We start from the raw sequence: 22,119 nt of genomic DNA, 5'->3' as shown, positions 1-22,119 counted from the left end.
GATGAATCCGATCCCCCGATCCGCACTGCCCCCGCTGCCTCATCTGAGTCGGCGTTCTTTCCTCGGTCTCGGCGCCGCCGTCGGCGGCACCGTGCTGCTCGGCGCCTGCAGTACCGGCGGTGACACCGCGCCCTCGACCGAGGTGCCCCGGGACGGCGGCCGATTGCGGGCGGTATTCGCAGGCGGCGGCGCGCAGGAAGTGCTCGACCCGCACAAGACCAACCTGTACGCCGATGTTGCCCGCTCGAACGCGCTCTACGACAAACTCGTCGAATACGGCGACGACCTCGGCCCAGTTCCCAGGCTGGCCACCGCCTGGCGAGCGAACGCCGACGCCACCGTGTGGACCGTGGACTTGCGCCCGGCGGTGTTTCACGACGGCCGACCGGTGCGGGCCGCGGACGTGCTCTACTCCTACCAGCGGATCCTGGACCCGAAGAACGCGCTGCGTCCGCGGGCGTCGCTCGAAGTGATCGATATCGGCCGCTCCCGTGCCATCGACGAGCGCACCATCGAATTCGTGTGCGCCCGCCCGTGCGGGGACCTGGCGAACGTGCTCGCTGCGTTCGGCGCCTACATCATTCCCGAGGGCACCACCGACTTCAGCCGTCCGGTCGGCTCCGGGCCATTCACCTTCGTCTCGTTCGAGCCGGGCAGATCCTTCGTTGCTGCCCGGTTCGGTGACTACTGGGACGGTGCCCCACGTCTGGAAGAACTGGAGATCCTCACCGCCCCGGACGAGACCGCGCGTATCAACGCCCTGCTCGGCGGACAGGTGGAGTATGCCGACGACCTCGGGGTGACCTCGGCCCGCACCTACGACTCCGATGCCCGGGTGCAGATTCTGCGGTCGCCGCGCAGTGCGATGTCCGGGTTCGCGATGAAGGTGGACCGGCCGCCCTTCGACGATCTGGATCTGCGGCGGGCGATGTTCGCCCTGGTCGACCGCGACGAGCTGGTGTCCACCGTGCTCGGTAGTACCGGGGTAGTCGGCAACGACCTGTTCGGCAAGGATGCCAAGTACTACGCCGGTGATCTGCCCCAACGCACGCTGGACCTGGATGAGGCGAAGGCACTCGTCCGCAAGGCCGGCGCCCTCAACACCGCCATCGAAATTCAGACCACCGGTGCCACCAACGGTTTCGTCGAGGCCGCGAATATCCTCGCCGAACAGGCCGGACGAGCCGGACTGAAAATCGACGTGAAAGTCGGCGAGGGCTCGACATATTGGACTCGAACCCTCGACGAGGGTGTTCTGTCGAGTTTCCGGTCCGGGGCCATGCCCATCGAAACTCATCTAGCACAGCGGATGCTCACGTCGTCGTCGAAGAACTACACCCAATGGCGTCGCCCCGGCTTCGATGCGTTGTTCGCCACCGCAAGTGAAACCACCGACGAGGAAGCCAGGGTCGGCGCGTACCAGCAGATGCAGTCCCAACTACACAGCGAGGGGGGTCTACTGGTGTGGGGGTTCTCCGACGGTCTCCACGGTCTGGCACCGAATCTGGCCGGCATGTCCCCTCATGCTCCCACCAACACCCTCGGATACGCCCGGTTCGACAAGGCCTGGCTGGGGTGATCCTTGCCCGCTACGCCGGAACCCGGCTCGCGGTGGGAGTTGCCCAGGTCCTGGGGGTACTCGTCGTCGTCTTCGCCATCGCCGCCGCGCTTCCGGGTGATGCCGCGGTAGTCATTGCCGGTGACGACGCCGACCCGAAACGGATCGCGCAGCTGCGCGAGCTCCTCGGCCTGGACCGGCCGCTGCCGGTGCAGTTCGGGCACTGGCTGACCGGCATTCTGCACGGTGACCTGGGCACCTCGGCGGTCTCCGGGCGTCCAGTCGCCGACATGCTTGGGGTGGCGCTGGCGCCGACACTGACGCTCGCCGCGCTCGCGTTCGTGGCGCTTGTGCCGCTGGCGCTTCTCCTCGGGGTGGTGGCCGCTGCGCGCCGCGACCGCCCGGTCGACCGAACCATCACCACCCTGGCCGTAGCCCTCTACGCGGCACCGGAGTTCGCGATGGCGATCGTGTTGGTCGCGGTGTTCGCGGTCTGGTTGGGATGGTTCGCACCCACCGCGGTCGGCGCCGGCGGGTCGCTGCTGCTGGACCCACAGTTATGGGTGCTGCCCGTGCTGGTGTTGGTGATCCGGCCGGTGTGCTCGCTGACGCGACTGGTCCGCGCGTCGATGATCACGACGTTGGAATCGGAGTACATCCGGCACACCCTCCGGCTCGGGGTACCGATGCGCCGGGTGCTCTGGCGGCACGCCCTGCCAGGCTCTCTGACCCCAGCCACCCAGCACCTCGCGAGAGTCACCGACTGGCTACTCGGCGGCGTCGTGGTCGTCGAAGCGGTGTTCGCACTCGGCGGACTCGGCCAGGTGCTGCTCGCTGCAGTCAGTAGCCGCGACCTCCCGTTGTTGATGGGGCTGGTGGCGCTGTTCGCGGTGGTCACGGTGACGGTGAACACCGTCGCGGACATTGTGGCCTACCAGCTCAATCCGGTGGCAGGGGTCGCCGGATGAGTGCCCCCGATCGAACGCAGATTCCGGCGCGGATGCTCGTCGGCGTCGGGCTGACCGCGGTCCCGCTCGCGGTAGCGGTGCTCGGCCCCCTGATCGCCGGCGACACCAGCCGGGGTCCGGCGTTCGCCCAAGGTGAGAAGTGGCTACTCGGCACCGATTCCGAGGGCCGCGACGTATTGACCCAGGTACTGCTCGGCGGACGCTCACTGGTGTTGGTGGCCGCGACCGCGGTAGTGCTGACTTATCTGCTCGCCGTTCCCTGGGGAGTTGCGGCCGCGACCGCCCGACGCCGGATCGTCGACGAGATGCTGATGCGGCCATTGGACCTGTTGCTGTCGCTGCCGTCGATGATGCTGCTACTGCTGATCGTCGCGATCACTGACGCCGATCAGGTTGTGCTCGCTGCGGTGGTGGCGATTCTGCTGTTTCCAGATGCCGCGCGTCTGGTGCGGGCCAGCGCATTGCACGGTGCACACACTCCGGCCATGGAAGCGCTGATCCTGCAACGCGAAACCTGGTGGCGCCGCCACCTCGGCTACCTGGGCCGCTCACTGTTGCCGGTCCTCGCCGCAGACGCCGGCCTGCGATTCGTCGGCGCAATCTATCTCGTGGCCTCTGCCAGCTTCCTCGGGGTGAGCGCGGACTCCGCCGGCACCGACTGGGCCGTGATGATCGACCGCAACCGCGCCGGCCTCACCCTCGTCCCTTGGGGGGTGATCGTGCCTGCGGTGCTGATCATTGCCCTCGCGATGGGCGTGAACCTGCTGTTCGACTCCGGGGCCCGCGCGGCCGCCCGCGAATTGCCGACAAGGAAGCAGCGATGACCGACATTCTTCCGGCGGCCGCGTCGGCTCCTGCCCGTGCCACCGCGATCCAGGTGCGCGGGCTCACCGCCCGCACCCGAGACCGGATCCTCGTCGACGGTATCGACCTCGACATCCCCGCAGGTCTCGTTACCGCACTCGTCGGCGCCTCCGGCAGCGGAAAGACCACCACCGCACTCGCCCTGATCGGTGAGCAACGGCCCGGCGTCGAGCTGAAAACCGACAGCGTCCGCATGGACGGGGTGCGGTGCGGGTACGTGCCCCAACAGCCTTCCTCGGTGCTCAACCCGGCGCTGCGAATCGGCACCGTCCTCGGCGACATTGCCCGCGCCGCCCAGCAACAAGGAGACCGGGCGAGCGTCCCTGACGCCCTCGGGCGGGCCGGATTCCCGTCGGATCCGGGCATGCTGCGCCGCTACCCCCACCAACTCTCGGGCGGACAGCAACAACGCCTCGTGATCGCGCAAGCCCTGTTGACCGACCCAACGTGTCTGATCCTCGATGAGCCCACTACTGGACAGGACCCGCTCAACCGGGCAGCCATCCTCGACGAGATCCTGCGACTACGTGGCCAGGGGCTCACAATCGTGCTCGTCACCCACGACTTGGACGCTGTTCGCGAGGTCGCCGAGCACGTGATCGTCATGGCCGAGGGACAGGTGATCAACGCCGGCGGCACCACGATCCTGCCTGCCCTTGCCCTGTCACCGGTCCCACGGGCGGGTGCAACGAAGAACAACACAACCCCGGCCGCCACCCGACTCGAGCTGAACGCTGTCACCGCCGGGTATCGCACAACCGCCGTACTCGAGGGCATGTCGCTGTCGATAGGCACGGGGGAATGCGTGGCCTTGGTCGGCCGGTCGGGGTGCGGCAAGTCCACCGCCGCGCGGGTGGCCGCGGGTCTGCATCCACCCACAGCCGGGCGAGTGCTCCTCGACGGGGTTCCGGTCGCGGGATCGGTGCAGCGGCGTACCCGCGATCAGGTGGCTGACATCGCATACGTCTTCCAGGACGCCAAGGCCGCGTTCGACCCGTACCGCAGCGTGTGGGGACAGATCGTGCGTGGACCGACACGCCTGCGCGGCGCCACTGACCGGGAGGCGGTCGCGGCAGCCCGACGCGCACTCGAACAAGTCGGCCTTGACGAACAGATCGCACACCAGCGCCCCGGGGCCCTCTCCGGCGGCGAGGCGCAGCGCGCCGCGCTCGCCCGAGCCCTGGCAACGACACCGACGGTCCTGATCTGCGACGAGATCACCACCGGCCTCGACGCGATCTCCCAGCGGCACGTGCTCGACGTTCTGACCGATCTCACGCGCAGCCAACACCTGGCGCTACTGGTGATCAGTCACGACACGGACGTGGTGGACTCGGTCGCCGACCGAGTCGTCGACCTACACAGCTGCACGACGACCGCAGACGCCTCCCGGTCGTCGAAACGGCGGAAACCCCGCTAGCTGCTCGATACACGTGCCGACGCGCCGATCCCAGTTGCGGACAGTTTTGGATTCCCTCGCGACGGGCACCCGTCGACTGCGTCCGTCGCACCTCACAACATTCATCCCGGCAGAAGGGGCGAGAACATGGCCACAGTTCGCGAGACCACGGCAAGTTGCGACGAGGTATGGAGCGTGCTGTCCGACGGCTGGAACTATGCGACGTGGGTGGTCGGCGCGTCGCGCATCCGGGCGGTCGATCCGGACTGGCCGTCGGAAGGATCCAAGATTCATCACTCCGTAGGCGTATGGCCGGCAGTGTTGAGCGACCACACGCGGTCGTTGGGCGGTCACGACGGTCGCGAGCTCAACCTGGAAGCCAGGGCAATGCCTTACGGCAAAGCACACATCACCTTGCGGCTCACCCCGCTCGCCGCGGGATGCCGTATCGAGATGATCGAGCATGCGTTGACGCCGCCGTTCAACCTGATCCCCGACTCGGTCCAGCACGTGCTCGTCCATCCCAGAAACACCGAGGCGCTGCGTCGGCTCGCGCTGCTCGCTGAAAGGAGTACCAGTCCGGCCTGACCGACGCGATTGGAACAACTCGGATCGGGTACTACAACGAGGCGTGGTTGAGCAGTAGCCGCAGGCGGAAGGTCACGACCCTCCTTCGAGGGTCGTTCGATTCCGTCCCCCAGCGTTCGCGAACCATCCCAGACGAAAGTTGTCGTCCTATGCCACCGCTCCCTCGGCCAGACCAATCTGCACCCGCACCCGTCGGCCCCACCGGGTCGCACGACAGCCGCGCGCAGTCCGGAGACTTCCTCACCACGGCCCAAGGTGTACGCGTTCCCGACACCGACCATTCACTCAAAGCCGGTGATCGTGGACCGACACTGCTCGAGGACTTCCATCTTCGTGAAAAAATCACCCATTTCGATCACGAGCGAATTCCCGAGCGGGTCGTACATGCACGCGGCGCCGCAGCCCACGGAACCTTCGAGTCCTACGGCTCCGCCAAGACGGTGACCAAGGCTGGATTCCTTGCCAACCGCGGCCGCACAACACCTGTGTTCGTGCGCTTTTCGACAGTTCTCGGTTCTCGTGGATCCGCGGACACAGTACGCGACACTCGCGGCTTCGCCGTCAAGTTCTACACCGACGAAGGCACTTTCGACCTCGTCGGAAACAACATCCCTGTGTTCTTCATCCAGGACGGAATCAAGTTCCCGGACGTCATACACGCGGGAAAGCCACAACCGGACATCGAACTTCCGCAGGCACAATCGGCACACGACTCGTTCTGGGACTTCGTCTCCCTCCACACCGAGGCAACCCACCACGTCATGTGGAACATGAGCGATCGCGGGATTCCGCGGTCGTATCGAACGATGGAAGGCTTCGGCGTTCACACCTTCCGTCTTGTCGACGCCGAGGGCAAGACGTCACTCGTGAAGTTCCATTGGAAGCCCGTCGCCGGTGTGCATTCGCTGGTATGGGAAGAAGCCCAGATCGCGGCCGGCGTCGACCCGGACTTCCACCGTCGCGACATGGCCGACGGCATCAAAGCCGGCGCCCCACTCGAGTACGAGTTCGGCATCCAGGTCATGCCCGACGACGGCACCGACACCTTCCAGGGGATCGATCTGCTGGATCCGACGAAACTCGTTCCGGAAGAACTGGTTCCAGTGCAGCCGATCGGCAAGCTCACCCTCGACCGAAATCCCACGAACTACTTCGCCGAAACCGAGCAGGTCGCATTCCATACCGGGCATCTCGTCCCCGGCATCGAGGTCACCAACGATCCGCTGATGCAGGCGAGGCTGTTCTCGTACCTGGACACCCAGATCACTCGTTTGGGAGGACCGAACTTCTCACAGCTCCCCATCAATCGTCCACACGCACCGGTCAACGACATGCTGCGAGACGGTATGCACCAAACCGCAGTGCACACCGGACTTGCCCCATACCTGAACAACACCGTCGACGGTGGTGAACCGGAGGTGGCAGGGGCGAACGATCACGGCTACGTGCAGACCGAACGCGTCATCGAGGGTCGGGCGGTGCGTGCGAACCCGGCGTCCTTCGACGACCACTTCACGCAGTCGACTATGTTCTACCGCAGCCTCACTGCGATCGAGCAGGACCATGTGGTCGAAGCCTTCACATTCGAACTGGGCAAGGTATTCGAGCAGTCGATCAAGGAACGCGAACTCGCCGTCCTCGCCAACGTCGACACCGATCTGTGCGAGCGCGTCGCCGCAGGACTCGGGCTTCCTGCGCCCGCCGGTACGCCTATGGAAGACGTGTTCGTCTCACCCGCGCTGTCCCAGATCATCGACACCCCGGGACCTATCGCGGGACGAAAGATCGGCGTCATCGCCGATTCGGGATCCGACCTCTCGGGCATCGGCAAGCTCCGCACAGCCGCTGCGAGGCGGGGGGCGACGGTGCACGTCATCGCCGCCGCCGGTGGCGTGCTCGGCAAAGGCGTCAGGACGCAGGTCGTCGAGCGCACGTTCTTGACGGTCCGCTCGATCGAATTCGACGCATTCGTCGTCGCAGGCGGAACGACACCATCGACCGATATCAAGTTGATCGTGTTGCTGCAGGAGGCATTTCGTCACTGCAAAGCGATCGCAGCATGGGGTGACGGTACGGCGATCCTCGAACGAGCGGGTATCGGGACGACAGAACCCGGTGTGATAGTCGGCGACACTGCAGTGAAGGCGTTCAACGACGCGGTGCTCTCCGCAGTCGGGCTGCACCGGGCGTGGGATCGCGCCGCGGCCGTGATGGCGTCGGAGGTCGCGCCTGCGAAGCCGGAGGCCGGGGCTGTCAAGGCCAAGCCGGCGGTCAAGGCTAAGCCGGCGGTCAGGGCGAAGCGGGCCCGAAGGTAGGAAGCTGGCACCCGGTGAGTGAACAGCTACCGCCGAAGGTAGCTACTCACTCGCCGGGCCGAGCAGCGCAGCCATCTCGGGCAATTCGAAGAACTGCGCGATCGCATGCGCCGACCGAACTCCCGCTGCCGGGTCCGCCCCGGCGTCGAGCAGAGCACGAACGATCGACTCGGATCGGCGAAACACAGCCGCTGCCAAAGCAGTCTGGCCGTTGTCGTTGACCCGGTCGACCTCTGCGCCCAGCTCGAGCAGCACCGACACCGTGTCGAGGTGAACGTGATAGGCCGCGAGTACCAACAGCGTGTCACCCTTGTCGTTGGTCAGATCGACCGACCCACCCGCATCGACAAAAGCCCGCAGCCACACGGCATCTCCACTTCGTGCGCTGTCGAACGCGCGATGAAAGACGGCCAGGACTTCGTCGTCCATCACGACGGCCTCCCCCGCGAGACGAAGCCTCGTCGGCCGAACGACCGCACGCGATCAGAGGCCGTTCTCTTCCGCATCGGTGGGCTTGCGGCGTGCGCGCGTTCCCGCATTCCGCGCACCGTCTCTCTCAGCACCTCGGGACCGTCGACGGACGGCGCCCACCCGAGTTCGCGCTCAGCTCGGCCACTGTCGAGCAACGGCGTCGCAAAGGCCAGATCGACCCACCCGGGGTGCACAGGTAATACGTGCACCGCGAACCCTGCTCGCAGCGCAGCCGACAGAACCCGCTGCGATGTGGGGACAATTCGCGCGCTCAGAGCATCTGCCACATCATCGGCGCGGACCGGAGTCGGCGCTGCCAGATTGAACGGCCCACTCGCGCGTCGGTCCAGTATTCGGACGACCGCATCGGCCACGTCGTTCGAGTGCACAGCCGGGACCGTGAACGTCCGGTCGATCGGTAGGACGGGAAGGTGGTCCACAACCGAGGACGGAACGACGTCGGGAAGCGCGTATCTCAGCAGGGCACTACCGAACTCGTACTGACCGATCAGCCCTGGGCGCACCCGGGCCACCGTCACTTCCGGGTGGGCACTCTCGAATCGGTCCAGCACGAGCTCGGCCGCCGCCTTGTCCATGCTGTACGTCGACGTCGGTACTCCTGATCGTGGCCAATACTCGTCGACCTCCACACCGTAGGCGCCGGCAGAGTAGATTCCGCCCGAGGACATGTGGATCAGGTGCGTCACGCCTGCTGCAGCACATGCACGCGCAACCCTGGCCGTGCCACCGACGTTCACTCGTTCGAGATAGCCCCGATCGCGCATCGGTTGAAACGAAACGGCCAGATGTACCACGACATCGACCGTCGAAAAGATCTCTGCCAAAGTACTTTCCGAGTCCGCTGACGCCAGGTCCACCGACGCCCAGCTCGCCCGGTCGTACGGTTCGACGAGGGCGGGAGGGCGACGAACGAGACCGACCACATCCGTCTCGGCGCCGATCGTCCGCAACAGTGCGGTGCCCACATTTCCGGTCGCACCCGTCACCGCTATCCGCACGGTCTCACCTTGTTCTCGCGCTCTTCGACGCCTTCGATTTCATCGTTCTCGCGCTCTTCGACGCCTTCGATTTCATCCTGTTCGGATCCCCGATGCTCGATGCTCCAAACCCTCGATGGTTCAAACCCTGTGTTTCCAGTCGAACCGTCCGGGTATGGACCTGTTGTGAAAGAAAATTCGGCTTCATCCGCACCAGTCGACGCTGATCCCGACGACCCACGCAAGGCCGATTCGCCGACCGACCTGACCAAACCATCGTGGTTGTACGTGTTGAAGAAAACCGTGCGCGAGTTCTCGCGTGATCAATGCACCGATCTGGCTGCCGCGCTGACCTATTACGCAGTGCTGTCGCTGTTTCCGGCCATACTGGCGATAGTCTCACTCCTCGGAGTTTTCGGGCAAGGGCAGGCGACGGTCGACGGGGTGTTGCAGGTAGTCGGAGACCTCGGACCGTCGTCGGCCGTGGACACGTTGCGCGGTCCGATCGAACAGCTGGTCCAGGCCCCCACCGCAGGGTTTGCATTGATCATCGGTGTCGCCGGCGCACTGTGGTCCGCCTCGGGATATGTCGGAGCGTTCGGCCGGGCGATGAATCGAATGTACGAGGTCGACGAGGGCCGCCCGGTGTGGAAGCTGCGCCCGGTGATGCTCCTGGTGACACTGATCGCGTTGATTCTCATCGCGTGTGCGGCCGTGATGCTCGCGATCAGCGGGCCCGTTGCAGCTGCCGTCGGAGACATTGTGGGGCTCGGTGACACGGCGCTGACGGTGTGGAACATCGCCCGGTGGCCGCTCGTGCTCGCAGTTGTGGTCCTGGCCGTGGCCATCCTGTACTACGCCACACCGAACATCCAACAACCGAAGTTCAGATGGATCAGCTATGGCGCCGCAGTCGGCATCATCGTATGGATTCTGGCGACCGTCGGATTCGGCTTCTATGTTGCGAACTTCTCCAGCTACAACAAGACCTACGGATCGCTGGCAGGAGCAATCATCTTCCTGCTGTGGCTGTGGATCACCAATCTGGCGCTGCTGTTCGGTGCGGAGTTGGACTCCGAACTCGAGCGGGGACGCCAGCTACAAGCCGGGATCGTCGCCGAGGAGCGGTTGCAACTGCCGCCGCGCGACACCCGAGTATCCGACAAGAACGACAAAAAGGATGCAGACGTCGTCGAGCAGGGGCGTCGGCTGCGTGAATCCCACGCACCCGAAAGCAGCAAGGAGAGAAGATGAATCACGATGTGAACCAGGACGGTCAAGCCGCCGACATGTCCACAGTGCAGTTGGTGGAACGGCTCACCGAACAGGTCGGCACGCTGGTACGGACGGAAATCAACGCGGGAATGGCCGAAGTAAAGGAGAAGGGCACGCGCGTCGGAATCGGGATCGGTATCTCAGGAGCAGGCGCCGTGCTCGTGTTCCTCGGTCTCGCCACACTCATCGCGACGGCAGTCTTGGGACTGGCAACGGTGCTCTCCGCGTGGCTCGCGGCCCTTGTCGTCGCTGTCGCCGTGCTCGCGCTGGGTGGAATCATGGCTGCCGTCGGCGCCTCGAAAGCGAAGAAGGCAGTGCCGCCGGTTCCCCAGGACACTGCCGCCAGCGTCAGCGAAGACATCGCTGCAATACAGAAGGGAATCCGATGACCGGCAAGCACGCGGACGCATCCGCACACAGCAATCACCCAGAGCCGAGCGTGGAAGAACAACGCGCCGAGCTCGCCGAGACCGTAGCTGCACTCGCGGACAAAGCCGATGTCCCGACCAGGGTCCGCAATGAGGCTGTGGCGCAGGCGTCGAAGGCGTCCGAGGCGGTGAAGGACAATCCGAACATCGTGGCCGGCATCGTCGGCGCGGTCCTGACGGGTGTCCTCGTGACGGTTGTGCTTCGTCGACGGCGCGCGAGGAGGTTCCTGCGATCAGTACCGTGTCCAAAGCCTTCTACAAGCCGCTGTCGCTCGGAATGAGCGTGCTCGGCGGTCTCCTGGCCGGTGTGGTGTTCAAGCAGGTATGGAAATACGTCGGAGACAACGATGTCGAAGCTCCTGATCCGAAGGACCTCAACCGCTCCGTACAAGAGGTTCTCATCGCTGCAGCGATCCACGGCGCAGTCTTCGGTCTCGTCAAGGCGGCTGTCGATCGCGCCGGAGCTACCGGTTACCGTGCGCTCGCGAACGAAGATCCAAAGTAAGGAATCTCCGGTGCTTGATGAGCTCGAGCGATGACATCCCTCAGTGTGATCGGCGTTCCGAGCAGTGCGGGAAGTTACGCCGCAGGACAGGATCAGGCACCTCAGGCTCTCCGTGACGCCGGCGTGTCGACGGCGCTCATCGAGGTCGGCATCGACGTGCACGATCTCGGTGATCTGCCGCAACAGATCTGGGCCCCCGACCCCGCACAGCCAAGGGCGCAGAACGCAATGGATTGGCGCACGCACTGAACCTGCCAGGCGCTCTGTGAGCTGAGCCGTCACGTCCCACAGAATGTCTGGAACCCGGCACTGAAATCCTCGGGTGCGGCACCGGCGTAATCCGACCACGCATCACGACGTTCGAACGGGTGCGTCACGACATCCAACAGCGTCTCGAACGGTCCCAGATCGCCGTCGGTCGCGGCACGAAGCGCAGCGTCGACGCGGTGGTTGCGCGGTATGTACACCGGATTGACGCGGTCCATGGCGTCGGCGACGGTCGAGACATCCTGGCCCGCGAGTTCTCTGCGCCAGCGCTCGAGCCATGGCCCGATGTGCTCGCGCGCTATCAACGAATCGAGCGGGCCCGGATTGCCCCGGAGTTCGCCGGCAAGAGCACGGAAGGTGCCGGTCCAATCGGCTCGGTGGTCCTCCATGATCGTCAGCAGATCGTCTACCAGTGTGCCGGTGTAAGCTCCGAGACCGAGTTTGGCGGCCATCCCGGCCGCGAAGTGGGCGTCGTAGCGCGTGGAGAAAGACTCCAAAACTGCTGTTACCGACGAGATTGCGTCGTCCGGGGTAGTTGCCACCAGCCCGAGAAGAGTTTCGCCGAACCGAGCCAGGTTCCACGTCAGCACTGCAGGCTGATTCCCAAAGGCGTAGCGGCCGCGCTGGTCGATCGAACTGAACACCGCGGCGGGGTCGTATGCGTCGAGGAACGCGCACGGACCGTAGTCGATAGTCTGTCCGGAAATGGTGGTGTTGTCGGTGTTCATGACGCCGTGCACGAAGCCGACCAGCATCCACTGCGCCACCAGCGACGCCTGCGCTTCCACCACCGCTTCGAAGAACGCGAGGTAGCGGTCGGGCCGATCGATCAGCTCGGGGTAGTGACGGGCGATCGCATAGTCCGCGAGTGGGCCCAGGGCACCCTCTCGGCGAACCGCGAACTCGAACGTCCCGACGCGAATGTGACTCGAGGCCACCCTGGCCAGCACGGCACCGGGCTCGACACCATCGCGCAGCACGCCGCGTCCGGTCGCGACCACCGACAGCGAGCGGGTCGTGGGAATACCGAGAGCGAACATTGCCTCGCTGATCAGGTACTCCCGAAGCATCGGACCGACCACCGCATAACCGTCGCCGCCACGCGAGAACGGTGTGCGCCCCGAACCTTTCAGGTGTAGGTCCACGCGCCGTCCCTCGCTGTCGTGCAGCTCCCCGAGTAGCAGAGCGCGACCGTCGCCGAGGAGCGGTGCATACCCACCGAACTGGTGGCCGGCGTACGCCATCGCAACCGGGGTGGAATCTGCCGGTGCAACGCCGCCGGACAAGATCCCAACTTCCTGACGCAGTCGGTCCACGTCCAGCCCGAGTGATTGCGCGAGTTGTTCGTTCACCACCAACAGCGTCGGATCCGGGGCCTCAGCGCCCTGCCAGCGCACGGTGAGTTCGGCGAGCTCGTCGGCGTACGTGCTCTCCAAACCGGACAGGGGGTGGTTCTGCAAAACGGCCATACCCGAGGGTAGCTGCGTACTTGACATGAGCGTTACCCCATGACTTTAATTACCTACAACATTAGTGAAAGGGTGCAGGGTGATCGAATTTCGAATCGACCGACGCTCGGGCATTCCGACGTACGTTCAGCTGGTCCTACAGGTCAAACACGCTTTGCGACGCGGGGACCTCGCTGTCGGCGACAAGCTGCCGACAGCGAAAGACGTCGTCTCGACGCTCGCAATCAACCCGAACACCGTGTTGAAGGCATACAAGGAACTCGAGCACGACGGGTTGGCAGAGGGGCGGCCTGGCCTCGGCACGTTCGTCACCGGCACACTCGTCAAGGCAGGCATGGCCGAAAAGTCAGCGCTCGCTGCAGAACTCGACACGTGGGTGGGCCACGGCGCGAGCGCCGGCCTCGAACGCACCGACCTCGAAGCCCTCTTCGCCGCTGCACTCGACCGTGAATTCCCCGAACCGGAAGGACCACAGACGTGACGGATACAGTGCTCGAGGTCTCGGAGCTCAGCAAGTCGTTTCGCCGTCGGCCTGTAGTCGATCAGTGTTCCTTCTCGCTGCCGCGGGGTTCGATCACCGCACTCGTCGGTTCCAACGGTGCAGGCAAGACGACGCTGATGTCGATGATCGTCGGACTGCTGCATGCCGATGCAGGTGAGGTGACAGTCCTCGGACACTCGGTCGACGACCGCGGGATCGCACCCGGGCTGTCGTATCTGGCTCAGCACAAGCCGTTGTTCGCACGCTTCTCCATCGCCGAAATGCTGCGGTTCGGCCGCGACACCAACGACCGATGGGACGACGCCTACGCCAACAGAATCGTCGAGGAGGCCGGCCTCGACCAGCGCACGAAGATCAAGCGACTCTCGCCGGGACAGCGGACTCGCATCGCGATTGCGCTTGTGCTGGGCCGACTTCCAGAGATCGTGCTGCTCGACGAACCACTCGCCGACCTCGATCCTGTCGCCCGACGCGCTGTCGCACAGCTACTCATGAGCGATGCGGCCGACCGAGGAACAACGATCGTGCTGTCCTCCCACGTGCTGGCCGATCTCGTCGACGTCGCTGACCGACTACTCCTATTACGCAGTGGCCGAATGCAATTGAACGGGAATACCGAGGATATCGTGAACGAACACTATGTCGTGAGGGGAACTACGTCTGCGCCGGATGGGGAGATAGTCGGGGTGATCGGCGGGACCTCAGTCATCCGCGGGCCGCGGCCCGACTCCACAGTCCTTCCAGCCACTCTCGACGACGTCGTACTGGCGCACCTGAGCGGGGTGGAGTGATGTTGTGGGTGACATATCGACAATTCCGCGCCACTCTGCTCGGCGCCCTCGGAGTCGTTGCACTTGTTTCAGTGGTGACTGCGGGATCGTCACTGATTCTTCGGAACTACCCCTACGCAAACAGTTACGACACGTTCTTCTCCTGCTTCGGAGTCGATTCGACTGTGTGCGTGGCGCAGAACGCGTTGACGGGAACGACATTGGTCACGGTCGCCCTTCCCAGCCTCATCGGGCTGTTCGTCGGGGTTACGGTGTTCTCGCGAGATATCGAACGCGGAACGCACGTACTGTCGCTGTCGCAGTCGGTCGGACGCGTGCGCTGGTACTTCTCCCGCGTCCTCGTCCTATTCGTGCCGATCATCCTGGCCATGCTGGTGCACGGCCTCGTGTTCTCGTGGACTCGGTTGCCCGACAGTTCCGGCTTCTGGTCCATATCCGGCGGTACCGGGCGATCTCGCTTCGACTACCCGATCTTCGAAACCGAGGCACTGATGCCTGCCGCCTACACTGCGGTGGCACTGATGATCGGCAGCATGTGTGCGTTGTTGCTGCGCAACACTATCGGGGCAATGGCCCTGACGCTGATCGCGACCGTCGGCCTCTCGGTTCTCGTATCCACCGTGGTCCGCCAGCACTATGCGACGCCGCTGGTGGAGAGCCAGCCGCTCGTCGACCTTGTGCAGTCCGGCGAGTTCATTTCGTACGGTCCCGCGTCCAGGTGGACCATCGGCCAGAACTATGTCGACGTCGACGGCAACGTTGTCGACATCGACTACGCGCTCTGCGCGGAGGACGAGTCGTTCTGGAACGAGATGCAGCAGCGCCCAGAAGAGACCTACGCCGATTGGGAGAGGCGATCCGACGCGCTGAATCAAGAGCAGATCGTCCGCCACAACCAGTGCATCGGACGCCAAGGCGCCGACCGATTCGAGATCGAGTACTTCGAAGACAGTAGCTTCTGGCGCTTCCAAAGCACCGAAGCTGCTCTTGCACTGCTGGTTTCTGCGCTCGCCTGCGCCGGATCGCTGTTTCTGGTCCGCCGACTACGTCCGTGACATCACGCTGGGAGAATGAGAGACTTCCCGGTGGGGCTGACGAAAGGACGTGCACATGCTGATCGCAACGACAGCAGCAGTGCTGGCCGTGGTGCTGCACACGGCAGCCGCGCTGCTCGCTGCACGGGAAAACTACGGCCGTAGACTGCCGACGATGTCAGGGTCCTATCCGGTCAGACCCGCTCGCCGTGTTCGTCGTGTCCAGACAGTGGGGTGGATCCTGAGCCTCGTCTCAGCCGTCCAATTCGGAAACATCTACTGGTTGTCACAGCCGTGGCTTTCCGTCGCAATTGCGATCGCGGTACTGCTGTTCGTCAACGGCGCACCCAGCCTGATCGTGTCCCTGGCCCACAACTACCGGCTCAGTACCGGTGCGGGCCCGGACGTGTCGCCTCTCCGCTAGCCCCGATTGGCCTGTCTCATCAGTACGTCCACTTCGCAACCCGGCGCGGTCGGATCGAAACCGTGCTCGACCAACCAACGGACACCTCTCAAGCTGCGCAAGGACCACCACGCGTGGATGACCTCGCGGTCGACATCTGTGCCATAGCCGGCGATGACATCGTCGAGTTGTTCTGGATGCCCCAGCGTCACTGTGGCGAGATCGTAGAGGGGATCGCCCGATGCCGCCTCGGACCAGTCGAGAATGCCAGTGACCTCGTCGCCGGAGACGAACACATGCGACGCTTGGAGGTCGCCGTGGGTGAACACCGGCGTCCACTGTCTCAGTGCACCTTCGGCAATTCGTCGGTTGTATTCGACGACGGCGGTTGGGACTATCCCGCTCCTGTTCAGCCACGCACATTCGCGGTCGAGTTCACTGGAAAGCTCATCGAGGCTGCGGCCTCGCCATGGCGGCAACGGTGCGTCGTGCAGCTTCCGTATCGCTTGTCCCGCTGCAGCCCACGCCGCTGGTGAGGCTGTGGACGGTTCACCGAGATGGGCAAGGGCAGTACCCCGAACAGCGGCGAGCGCAAGCACCGGCGATTTGCGCCACAGAATCGTCGCAGTCGGGACGGGTGCCCGTCGCATAGCTTCGACCTCGACGTCGGTGTTCGACTGGTCGGCGTCGACCTTCAAGAACACACCGCCGACACGCACCGTCGCACGCTCATCGTGGGCGACGACTACCTCGACCGTTGTCACGTCGGTAAGTATGGCTGCGACGACAGCCGCTGTCGCCGAATTTACGCTCCGCCGAGTGCATCGACGACACGACGAGCTGTGTCGGCCGCACCGATGCCGGATGTGTCGACTACTTCGCCGGCGGCGTGCAGCCACGTCTCGGCTGCATCGACATACGTCTGCAGATGGCTCAGCCGAAAAGTCGACGGCCCCATGATCGCGTCGTCCATGATGCGCTGACGCAAGCTGGCCTCATCGGCGTGCAACACGAAGTGCTTCACGGGAATCCCATGTTCGGCAAGGCCACCGCTGATCTCGTCCCAGTACGCCTCGGTCAGAACAGTCATCGGCATCACCAACACCCCGCCCGTGTAGTCGAGAATCCGACGAGCCGTCTCGATCACCAGCGGTCGCCACGGTGGCCAATGCTGAAAATTGTCTGTCGCCGGCAATCCGGGCTTGATGTCCATCAGTGTCTCCCCGACCTTTTCTGCGTCGAACACTCGCGAGTCAGGAACCAACTGTTGAACCCGCAGACTAGTCGTCGACTTACCGACACCGTGAGTCCCGTTCAACCAGATGATCACTGCTCAACACTAACCGCAGTGCAACGACTACAACGTTCGCTTTCGGCCGATACCCGGGCAGGCGTGAGATCCCTCTCGATCCGAGCCTTTCGTGGCAGCCGTGTACGTAGAGTCAAAGACACCCAACGAAGGGAGCGCCGTGAGCCCGAAAGTCGTGATCCTCGGTGCGGGATACGCCGGTGTCAGTGCCGCCACACGCTTGGCCAAGTCCGATGCAGACGTCACGGTGGTCAACCCTAGGTCCGAGTTCGTCGAGCGGATACGGCTGCACCAGTACGTCGTCGGTGGTCACGCTGCAGTAGTGCCGCTGGAATCGGTGCTACCGGGCGCGGCAATAACAATCGGCACCGCAGTAGCAATCGAACCTCAGGCGCGACGCATTCGACTGGACACCAACGAGACCCTCGACTACGACTACCTCATCTATGCGGTCGGTAGCGACAGCCGCACACACACTATTCCAGGTGCCGGCGCCCATGCTCGCACACTGGGCACTCTCGAGGATGCACGCATTACCCGCCATCGGCTGGAGGAGTTGGCCACAGGTTCAGTGATCACCATCGTCGGCGGTGGATTGACGGGCATCGAGACGGCCGCCGAACTTGCCGAGAGCACACGCCACAGCATCCGCCTGGTCACCGACCAGCAGCTTGCTCCCACCGTGAGCGATCGAGGGCGACGCCGCATCCACGGACACCTCACCTCGAACGGCGTCGAGATCCACGCCTACACGCCAGTTGTCGGCATACACAGCGGACGTGTCGAACTCGCCGACGGCCGTTCTCTTGCCTCCGATCTCACCATTCTCGCTTCGACGGTGGGCGTACCGGAAGTCGCTCGGGCGAGTTCCCTGGACACGGATTCACGAGGCGCCCTGACGGTACACAACACTCTCGTCAGTTCGAGCGATACCGCAATCGTCGGCGCAGGCGATGCAGCAACCCTCACGCAGTCACCCCTGCGGATGAGCTGCCAGGCCGCCATCCCATCCGGCATCCACGCAGCCGAGACTGTCCTGCACCTCATTGCCGCGAGAGACCCGAAAGAAGTCCGTCGAAAATTCGCCGCACAGTGCATCAGTCTGGGGAGAAAGAACGCACTGTTCCAATCGGTCAACTCGTACGACACGCCACGCCCCCGCGCCGTGCTCACCGGCCGCCCTGCCGCACTCATCAAAGAACAACTGTGCTCGTCGACGATGTGGTTCGGCCACCGCGGGCCCTTCAGCTACAGCTGGTCGTGATCATCAACCACAGGGGTGTGCGTTCCACTACTGGTGTGAGGACCCGTGGATCGAGCCCACTCTTCACAACCGAGATGTTCGTTTACAACCCGGATCGACGTTGTAAACGCACATCTCGGTTGTAGGAAGGACCGGGGTCTGCGTCATCGGGTGTAAGGACCAGTGGGCGTGTCGTGATACCCCTTCAGCCCGATTTGTGACGTGAGCGGACTGAACGGCGACTCCCCGCGCTCGAGCTGCGCCAGGGCTGAGGCGAAGTCATGGACGGGCTGCCACCCCAGATCCCGACGAGCCGCGGTGTTGAGATAGATCCGGTCAAGACTCGGAAACATCTGCCACCCCAACTCCTCGTAGATTTGTGCGTACCGAGGGAAGAGTCGCTGCACCACTGCGGGAGCGTCGGCCCTCAATTCGGCGCGGTCCGATTCCTGGAACGGCGTTGTGGCACTGATGATGTACCGGCCGAATCCGATCCGTTGGGCGGACTCCAGCGCGCATTCGTGAGCATCGACGGCGTCGGCGATATCGACCCTCCGATAGAGCAATTCGTTCGTCTTCAGATTCGCGTCCGAGTAAGCCTGTCGAACATCCGGTCGGTCGTCTGCTTCCGGGAAGAATCGCGAAGTCCGCAGCACCACAACCGGGAGGCCGTGATCCTGCGCGAACAGCCGACCCAGGTCCTCCGCTGCAGTCTTGGTCGTCCCGTAGATGTTTCGCGGAACAGGGACGACGTCTTCGGTGATCCACGACGCCGGCGCACCGGCGGGCGGCGTCATCGCCCGGCCGAACGTCGTCGTAGAGCTGGTGAACACGAACCGTCCGACACCTGCCCGCACGGATTCCTCCAGTCCCGACAGCGTTCCGGATACGTTGACGTCGATGAAGTCCTGCCTCGAATGACTGTCGACGTGCGGCTTGTGCAACGTCGCGGCATGCACGACCGCATCGACGCCATCCACCGCATCACGAACCGCCGCACGGTCGGCAATCGACGCGACGTGAGTGGTGGACGGCGACGCCACGATGTCCAACCCGACAACATGGTGGCCGCGCGACCCGAGCACGCGAACCAGCGCCTCGCCTAGATGGCCGGAACTTCCCGTCACGAGAATGCGTAGTCGAGGCGTCACACGGGACACGCTAGTGTGCACTCCGCCGCGCCTGCTACTGATTTCCTCGCCCGGCGACGAAACCACGTGAGCGCACCGACCAGAAGGGCAAGCCCAGCTGCCAACGCTGGAACGATAAGCGCCCGACGGTAGTCGTCGATCTCCAGGTTACCGTCGCCACCTGCCACAAGCACCATGGTGGCCAGTGAAATGCCCAGTGCTGCACCGAATTGGAATCCGGTGTAGACGATCCCGCCCGCAACGCCGTGTGCCGACTCCTCGACACCTTCGACGGACGCGGACGTCAACGGACCGTAGATGAACGCGAATGCCACACCGAGTAGCAACAGCGAGGGCAGAAGGTCTGCAAACCCCGACGTTGCGTCCAGGCGCAGTGACACCAGAAATCCGACGGCAACGGCAACGAGACCTGCGACCATCACCGCGATACTCCCGAACCGTTCGACCAGGCGCGGGGTCAGGACGGGTGCGATCACCAGCTCGATCCCCATGGCCGCAAATGCGAGGCCGGTGTGCAACGGACTCCAGCCCAGCAACTCTTGCAGGTACAAGGTCAATATGAACTGCCATGCGAAGAACGCGCCGATGAACAGCAACCCTACCGCGGTCACCCACGGCAGCAATCCCGAAGTCACTACGCCGGACGGAATCAGCGGGTCGGCTACCCGGCGTTCGACGAGAACGAAGGCCCCGAGCAGTGCGACCGCAAGTACGATCGAACTCAATCCTGCTGTGTTGGCTACAGATTCGCCTAGCGAAACGATGCCGTACACGAGCGACACCATTGCAGCGGTGAGAAGAGCCGCACCGCCGACATCGAATCGACCGCGAGCACGATCGATCTCCTCCCGCGGAATGAAGACCGCTCCTGCGACTAGGAAGATCGATCCCAGAACAGCGGGCGCGAAGAACACGGTCCGCCAACCCCACGAGGTGAGCACGCCACCGGCCACCACTCCGAGCAGAAACCCAGATGCACCGACAGCGCCATAGATCGCCAGAGCCTTGTTGCGAAGTGTCCCTTCGGAAAACGCTGTCGTCAGCAGACTGAACCCCGCAGGCGTCATGAAACCTGCAGTGGCCCCGGTGATGAACCGAGCCGCAATCAGCACCGACGAATCCTGCGCCAGCCCACCCACCACGGAGAACCCGATGAACACCGTCAATGCAGCCAGGAACACCCGTCGCCGCCCTAGTACGTCGGCGACGCGCCCACCCAGGATCATGAAGCCTGCGTACGCCAGCACATAGGCGCTGATAACCCAGTGGGCAGATCCGGTGGACAGTCCGATATCTGCAGCGATGCTGGGAACAGCCACATTCAGCATCGCGATGTCGATACCTTCGAGGAACAGGGCACCCGTCACCACCGCCAACACGGCCCATGCACGTCCGGTTCGATCGAGTTCGACTTTCGGTTCGGTCACAACCCACCCCCTGAAGAAAGAGCTATCGGTTACTTCTTGTAACCGCCCTGAGCGTGGGCCATCATGGAGAGATGGCGCAAGAAGGCACTTCGAAGTCAGTCGATTCCCTCCAAGGAACCGACCAGGTCACAGCCGATTGCTGCCATGGCGGCCGTGACGCGTATCAATGGGACAGCCGCGAGGACTGCGAGGTCCGACAGATTCTGGACCGCATCGCCGACAAGTGGTCACTTCTTGTCATCGCGCTGCTGGACGAGGGCACGCTGCGCTTCGGCGAACTCCGCCGCGAAATAGACGGGATCAGCACACGGATGCTGACTGTCACCCTGCGCAATCTGGAACGCGACGGTTTGGTCGAGCGCCGCATGTACCCGGAGATTCCACCTCGCGTCGAGTACAAGCTTTCGCCACTCGGTACGACGCTTCTGAGTACCATTCAGTCGCTTGTCACGTGGACCGAGCAGCACCGGGGAGCGATCGCACAGGCGCGAGAATTGTTCGACGCGAGCACCTCCGACGTCAGCTAGCGAGTGCGGAGCTCCCGCTCGTACCAGCGATCCGAGTAGCGACAATGGTTGAACGGTTCGACTCGGACGAATCCACCTCGCTCGTACAACCGGCACGCCTCGGTCAGGTCCGATCGCGTGTCCAGCCGAACCGTCGAACACCCGTGCTCGCGCGCAACCGTCTCGAGATGACGCAGCACCGCTGCGCCGATGCCGCTACCTCGGCTTCCAGGAACAGTGAAAAGCTTTGTCATCTCTGCGATTCCGGCGTCGACGAATCGAAGTCCGCCGACACCGACAGGAGTGTCCTCCTCGAACGCGACCACGAGGCAACCGTGAGGAGGGCGAAGATCGTCGACTGGCTCCTCTGCAAGTGCACATTCGACCTCGAACTGCGTTGCGGGTCTCCCGTGCCACCGCGAGACGATGTCGAACATGTATGCCCAGACGATGCCCGACGCCACCGCGCTGTCCGGCCCAATCTGCCGTAGATCCACTCGTTCCATCCTTTTCGTCTCCGCGGGCACGAATCGCGGTCCGCTCGCGTAGGGTCGCTGTGCCTGCGGAGACGTCAGAGTCCTGGGTGACATTCCCGGCTTGGACAATAGTGTCACCGCTCGGGTAAGGGCGTGCTCCGGATAGATCGTC

At 63.9% G+C, this 22,119-nt stretch carries 25 protein-coding genes; 17 read left to right on the top strand and 8 right to left on the bottom strand.

Going from position 1 to position 22,119, the window contains the following annotated elements; all coding sequences use genetic code 11:
• Position 1 precedes the first annotated feature (1 nt).
• The 6 genes from WDS16_RS24805 (at position 2) to WDS16_RS24780 (ending at position 7,692) form a co-directional block, all read left to right on the top strand.
• A complete protein-coding gene (locus tag WDS16_RS24805; protein ID WP_338888545.1) occupies positions 2-1,579 on the top strand; it encodes an ABC transporter substrate-binding protein in 1,578 nt (525 codons plus the stop codon).
• A complete protein-coding gene (locus tag WDS16_RS24800; protein ID WP_338888543.1) occupies positions 1,576-2,526 on the top strand; it encodes an ABC transporter permease in 951 nt (316 codons plus the stop codon). Before WDS16_RS24805 ends, WDS16_RS24800 begins: the two co-directional genes overlap by 4 nt.
• Entirely contained in the window at positions 2,523-3,350 is an 828-nt protein-coding gene (locus tag WDS16_RS24795; protein ID WP_338888541.1) for an ABC transporter permease subunit, read from the top strand. Before WDS16_RS24800 ends, WDS16_RS24795 begins: the two co-directional genes overlap by 4 nt.
• Positions 3,347-4,810 carry an ABC transporter ATP-binding protein gene (locus WDS16_RS24790; RefSeq protein WP_338888540.1) on the top strand — a complete coding sequence of 488 codons (1,464 nt, stop codon included), beginning with the start codon at positions 3,347-3,349 and terminating at the stop codon, positions 4,808-4,810. Before WDS16_RS24795 ends, WDS16_RS24790 begins: the two co-directional genes overlap by 4 nt.
• Positions 4,811-4,936: 126 nt before the next feature.
• Positions 4,937-5,377: an SRPBCC family protein gene (locus tag WDS16_RS24785; RefSeq protein ID WP_338888538.1), complete on the top strand. Its 441-nt coding sequence runs from the start codon at positions 4,937-4,939 to the stop codon at positions 5,375-5,377.
• 149 nt (positions 5,378-5,526) lie between these two features.
• On the top strand, positions 5,527-7,692 hold the full coding sequence (locus WDS16_RS24780; protein WP_338888536.1) for a catalase: 2,166 nt from the start codon (positions 5,527-5,529) through the stop codon (positions 7,690-7,692).
• A 42-nt stretch (positions 7,693-7,734) separates the two neighbouring features.
• On the opposite strand, the gene WDS16_RS24775 is transcribed toward WDS16_RS24780, so the two are convergent.
• Positions 7,735-8,121, bottom strand: coding sequence for an ankyrin repeat domain-containing protein (locus WDS16_RS24775; RefSeq protein WP_338893608.1), 387 nt, complete (start codon positions 8,119-8,121; stop codon positions 7,735-7,737).
• Complete coding sequence (locus WDS16_RS24770) at positions 8,121-9,182, bottom strand: NAD-dependent epimerase/dehydratase family protein (RefSeq protein WP_338888534.1); 1,062 nt, start codon at positions 9,180-9,182, stop codon at positions 8,121-8,123. The genes WDS16_RS24775 and WDS16_RS24770 overlap by 1 nt, the downstream gene beginning before the upstream one ends.
• Before the next feature lie 165 nt (positions 9,183-9,347).
• Here WDS16_RS24770 and WDS16_RS24765 point away from each other — a divergent pair, with 165 nt between their 5' ends.
• The 5 genes from WDS16_RS24765 to WDS16_RS24745 are packed head-to-tail and all read left to right on the top strand — an operon-like array spanning position 9,348 to position 11,618.
• Entirely contained in the window at positions 9,348-10,415 is a 1,068-nt protein-coding gene (locus WDS16_RS24765) for a YihY/virulence factor BrkB family protein (RefSeq protein WP_338888532.1), read from the top strand.
• Positions 10,412-10,825: a phage holin family protein gene (locus tag WDS16_RS24760; protein WP_338888530.1), complete on the top strand. Its 414-nt coding sequence runs from the start codon at positions 10,412-10,414 to the stop codon at positions 10,823-10,825. Before WDS16_RS24765 ends, WDS16_RS24760 begins: the two co-directional genes overlap by 4 nt.
• On the top strand, positions 10,822-11,145 hold the full coding sequence (locus tag WDS16_RS24755; RefSeq protein WP_338888528.1) for a DUF3618 domain-containing protein: 324 nt from the start codon (positions 10,822-10,824) through the stop codon (positions 11,143-11,145). Before WDS16_RS24760 ends, WDS16_RS24755 begins: the two co-directional genes overlap by 4 nt.
• On the top strand, positions 11,097-11,369 hold the full coding sequence (locus WDS16_RS24750; protein WP_338893607.1) for a DUF4235 domain-containing protein: 273 nt from the start codon (positions 11,097-11,099) through the stop codon (positions 11,367-11,369). The genes WDS16_RS24755 and WDS16_RS24750 overlap by 49 nt, the downstream gene beginning before the upstream one ends.
• 30 nt (positions 11,370-11,399) lie before the next feature.
• Positions 11,400-11,618 carry an arginase family protein gene (locus WDS16_RS24745; protein ID WP_338888526.1) on the top strand — a complete coding sequence of 73 codons (219 nt, stop codon included), beginning with the start codon at positions 11,400-11,402 and terminating at the stop codon, positions 11,616-11,618.
• Between the two features lie 29 nt (positions 11,619-11,647).
• Here WDS16_RS24745 and WDS16_RS24740 read toward each other — a convergent pair whose 3' ends face one another.
• A complete protein-coding gene (locus WDS16_RS24740) occupies positions 11,648-13,132 on the bottom strand; it encodes a protein adenylyltransferase SelO (protein ID WP_338888524.1) in 1,485 nt (494 codons plus the stop codon).
• A 52-nt stretch (positions 13,133-13,184) separates the two neighbouring features.
• Between WDS16_RS24740 and WDS16_RS24735 the strand changes: the two genes are divergently transcribed.
• Genes WDS16_RS24735 through WDS16_RS24720 form a run of 4 tightly spaced genes read left to right on the top strand, consistent with a single transcriptional unit; the run spans position 13,185 to position 15,856 of the window.
• On the top strand, positions 13,185-13,586 hold the full coding sequence (locus WDS16_RS24735; protein ID WP_338888522.1) for a GntR family transcriptional regulator: 402 nt from the start codon (positions 13,185-13,187) through the stop codon (positions 13,584-13,586).
• Positions 13,583-14,398 carry an ABC transporter ATP-binding protein gene (locus WDS16_RS24730; RefSeq protein ID WP_338888520.1) on the top strand — a complete coding sequence of 272 codons (816 nt, stop codon included), beginning with the start codon at positions 13,583-13,585 and terminating at the stop codon, positions 14,396-14,398. The genes WDS16_RS24735 and WDS16_RS24730 overlap by 4 nt, the downstream gene beginning before the upstream one ends.
• A gap of 8 nt (positions 14,399-14,406) precedes the next feature.
• Positions 14,407-15,453 carry an ABC transporter permease gene (locus WDS16_RS24725; RefSeq protein WP_338888518.1) on the top strand — a complete coding sequence of 349 codons (1,047 nt, stop codon included), beginning with the start codon at positions 14,407-14,409 and terminating at the stop codon, positions 15,451-15,453.
• 55 nt (positions 15,454-15,508) lie between these two features.
• On the top strand, positions 15,509-15,856 hold the full coding sequence (locus WDS16_RS24720; protein WP_338888516.1) for a hypothetical protein: 348 nt from the start codon (positions 15,509-15,511) through the stop codon (positions 15,854-15,856).
• Here WDS16_RS24720 and WDS16_RS24715 read toward each other — a convergent pair.
• Positions 15,853-16,599, bottom strand: a complete 747-nt coding sequence (locus tag WDS16_RS24715) for a phosphotransferase family protein (RefSeq protein ID WP_338888514.1) — start codon at positions 16,597-16,599, stop codon at positions 15,853-15,855. The two genes, WDS16_RS24720 and WDS16_RS24715, sit on opposite strands and share 4 nt — an antisense overlap.
• Before the next feature lie 41 nt (positions 16,600-16,640).
• Positions 16,641-17,165, bottom strand: coding sequence for an AAA family ATPase (locus tag WDS16_RS24710; RefSeq protein WP_338888512.1), 525 nt, complete (start codon positions 17,163-17,165; stop codon positions 16,641-16,643).
• Positions 17,166-17,304: 139 nt separating this feature from the next.
• Here WDS16_RS24710 and WDS16_RS24705 point away from each other — a divergent pair, with 139 nt between their 5' ends.
• A complete protein-coding gene (locus WDS16_RS24705; RefSeq protein ID WP_338888510.1) occupies positions 17,305-18,408 on the top strand; it encodes an NAD(P)/FAD-dependent oxidoreductase in 1,104 nt (367 codons plus the stop codon).
• A 143-nt stretch (positions 18,409-18,551) separates the two neighbouring features.
• On the opposite strand, the gene WDS16_RS24700 is transcribed toward WDS16_RS24705, so the two are convergent.
• Together WDS16_RS24700 and WDS16_RS24695 are read right to left on the bottom strand one after the other, a co-directional pair.
• The gene (locus WDS16_RS24700; protein WP_338888508.1) at positions 18,552-19,538 is read right to left on the bottom strand and encodes an NAD(P)-dependent oxidoreductase; all 987 of its coding nucleotides are present in this window, start codon (positions 19,536-19,538) and stop codon (positions 18,552-18,554) included.
• Positions 19,535-20,965 carry an MFS transporter gene (locus tag WDS16_RS24695; protein WP_338888507.1) on the bottom strand — a complete coding sequence of 477 codons (1,431 nt, stop codon included), beginning with the start codon at positions 20,963-20,965 and terminating at the stop codon, positions 19,535-19,537. The genes WDS16_RS24700 and WDS16_RS24695 overlap by 4 nt, the downstream gene beginning before the upstream one ends.
• A gap of 71 nt (positions 20,966-21,036) precedes the next feature.
• Between WDS16_RS24695 and WDS16_RS24690 the strand changes: the two genes are divergently transcribed.
• Entirely contained in the window at positions 21,037-21,492 is a 456-nt protein-coding gene (locus tag WDS16_RS24690) for a helix-turn-helix domain-containing protein (protein WP_338888506.1), read from the top strand.
• Here the strand turns inward: WDS16_RS24690 and WDS16_RS24685 are convergent.
• Positions 21,489-21,968, bottom strand: a complete 480-nt coding sequence (locus WDS16_RS24685; RefSeq protein WP_338888505.1) for a GNAT family N-acetyltransferase — start codon at positions 21,966-21,968, stop codon at positions 21,489-21,491. The genes WDS16_RS24690 and WDS16_RS24685 overlap by 4 nt on opposite strands.
• Between the last annotated feature and the right edge of the window lie 151 nt (positions 21,969-22,119).

Origin of the sequence: Rhodococcus sovatensis (assembly GCF_037327425.1) — a bacterium.
GTDB classification, from domain to species: Bacteria; Actinomycetota; Actinomycetes; order Mycobacteriales; family Mycobacteriaceae; genus Rhodococcoides; species Rhodococcoides sovatense.
This window is presented reverse-complemented; position numbering and strand designations above follow the sequence as displayed.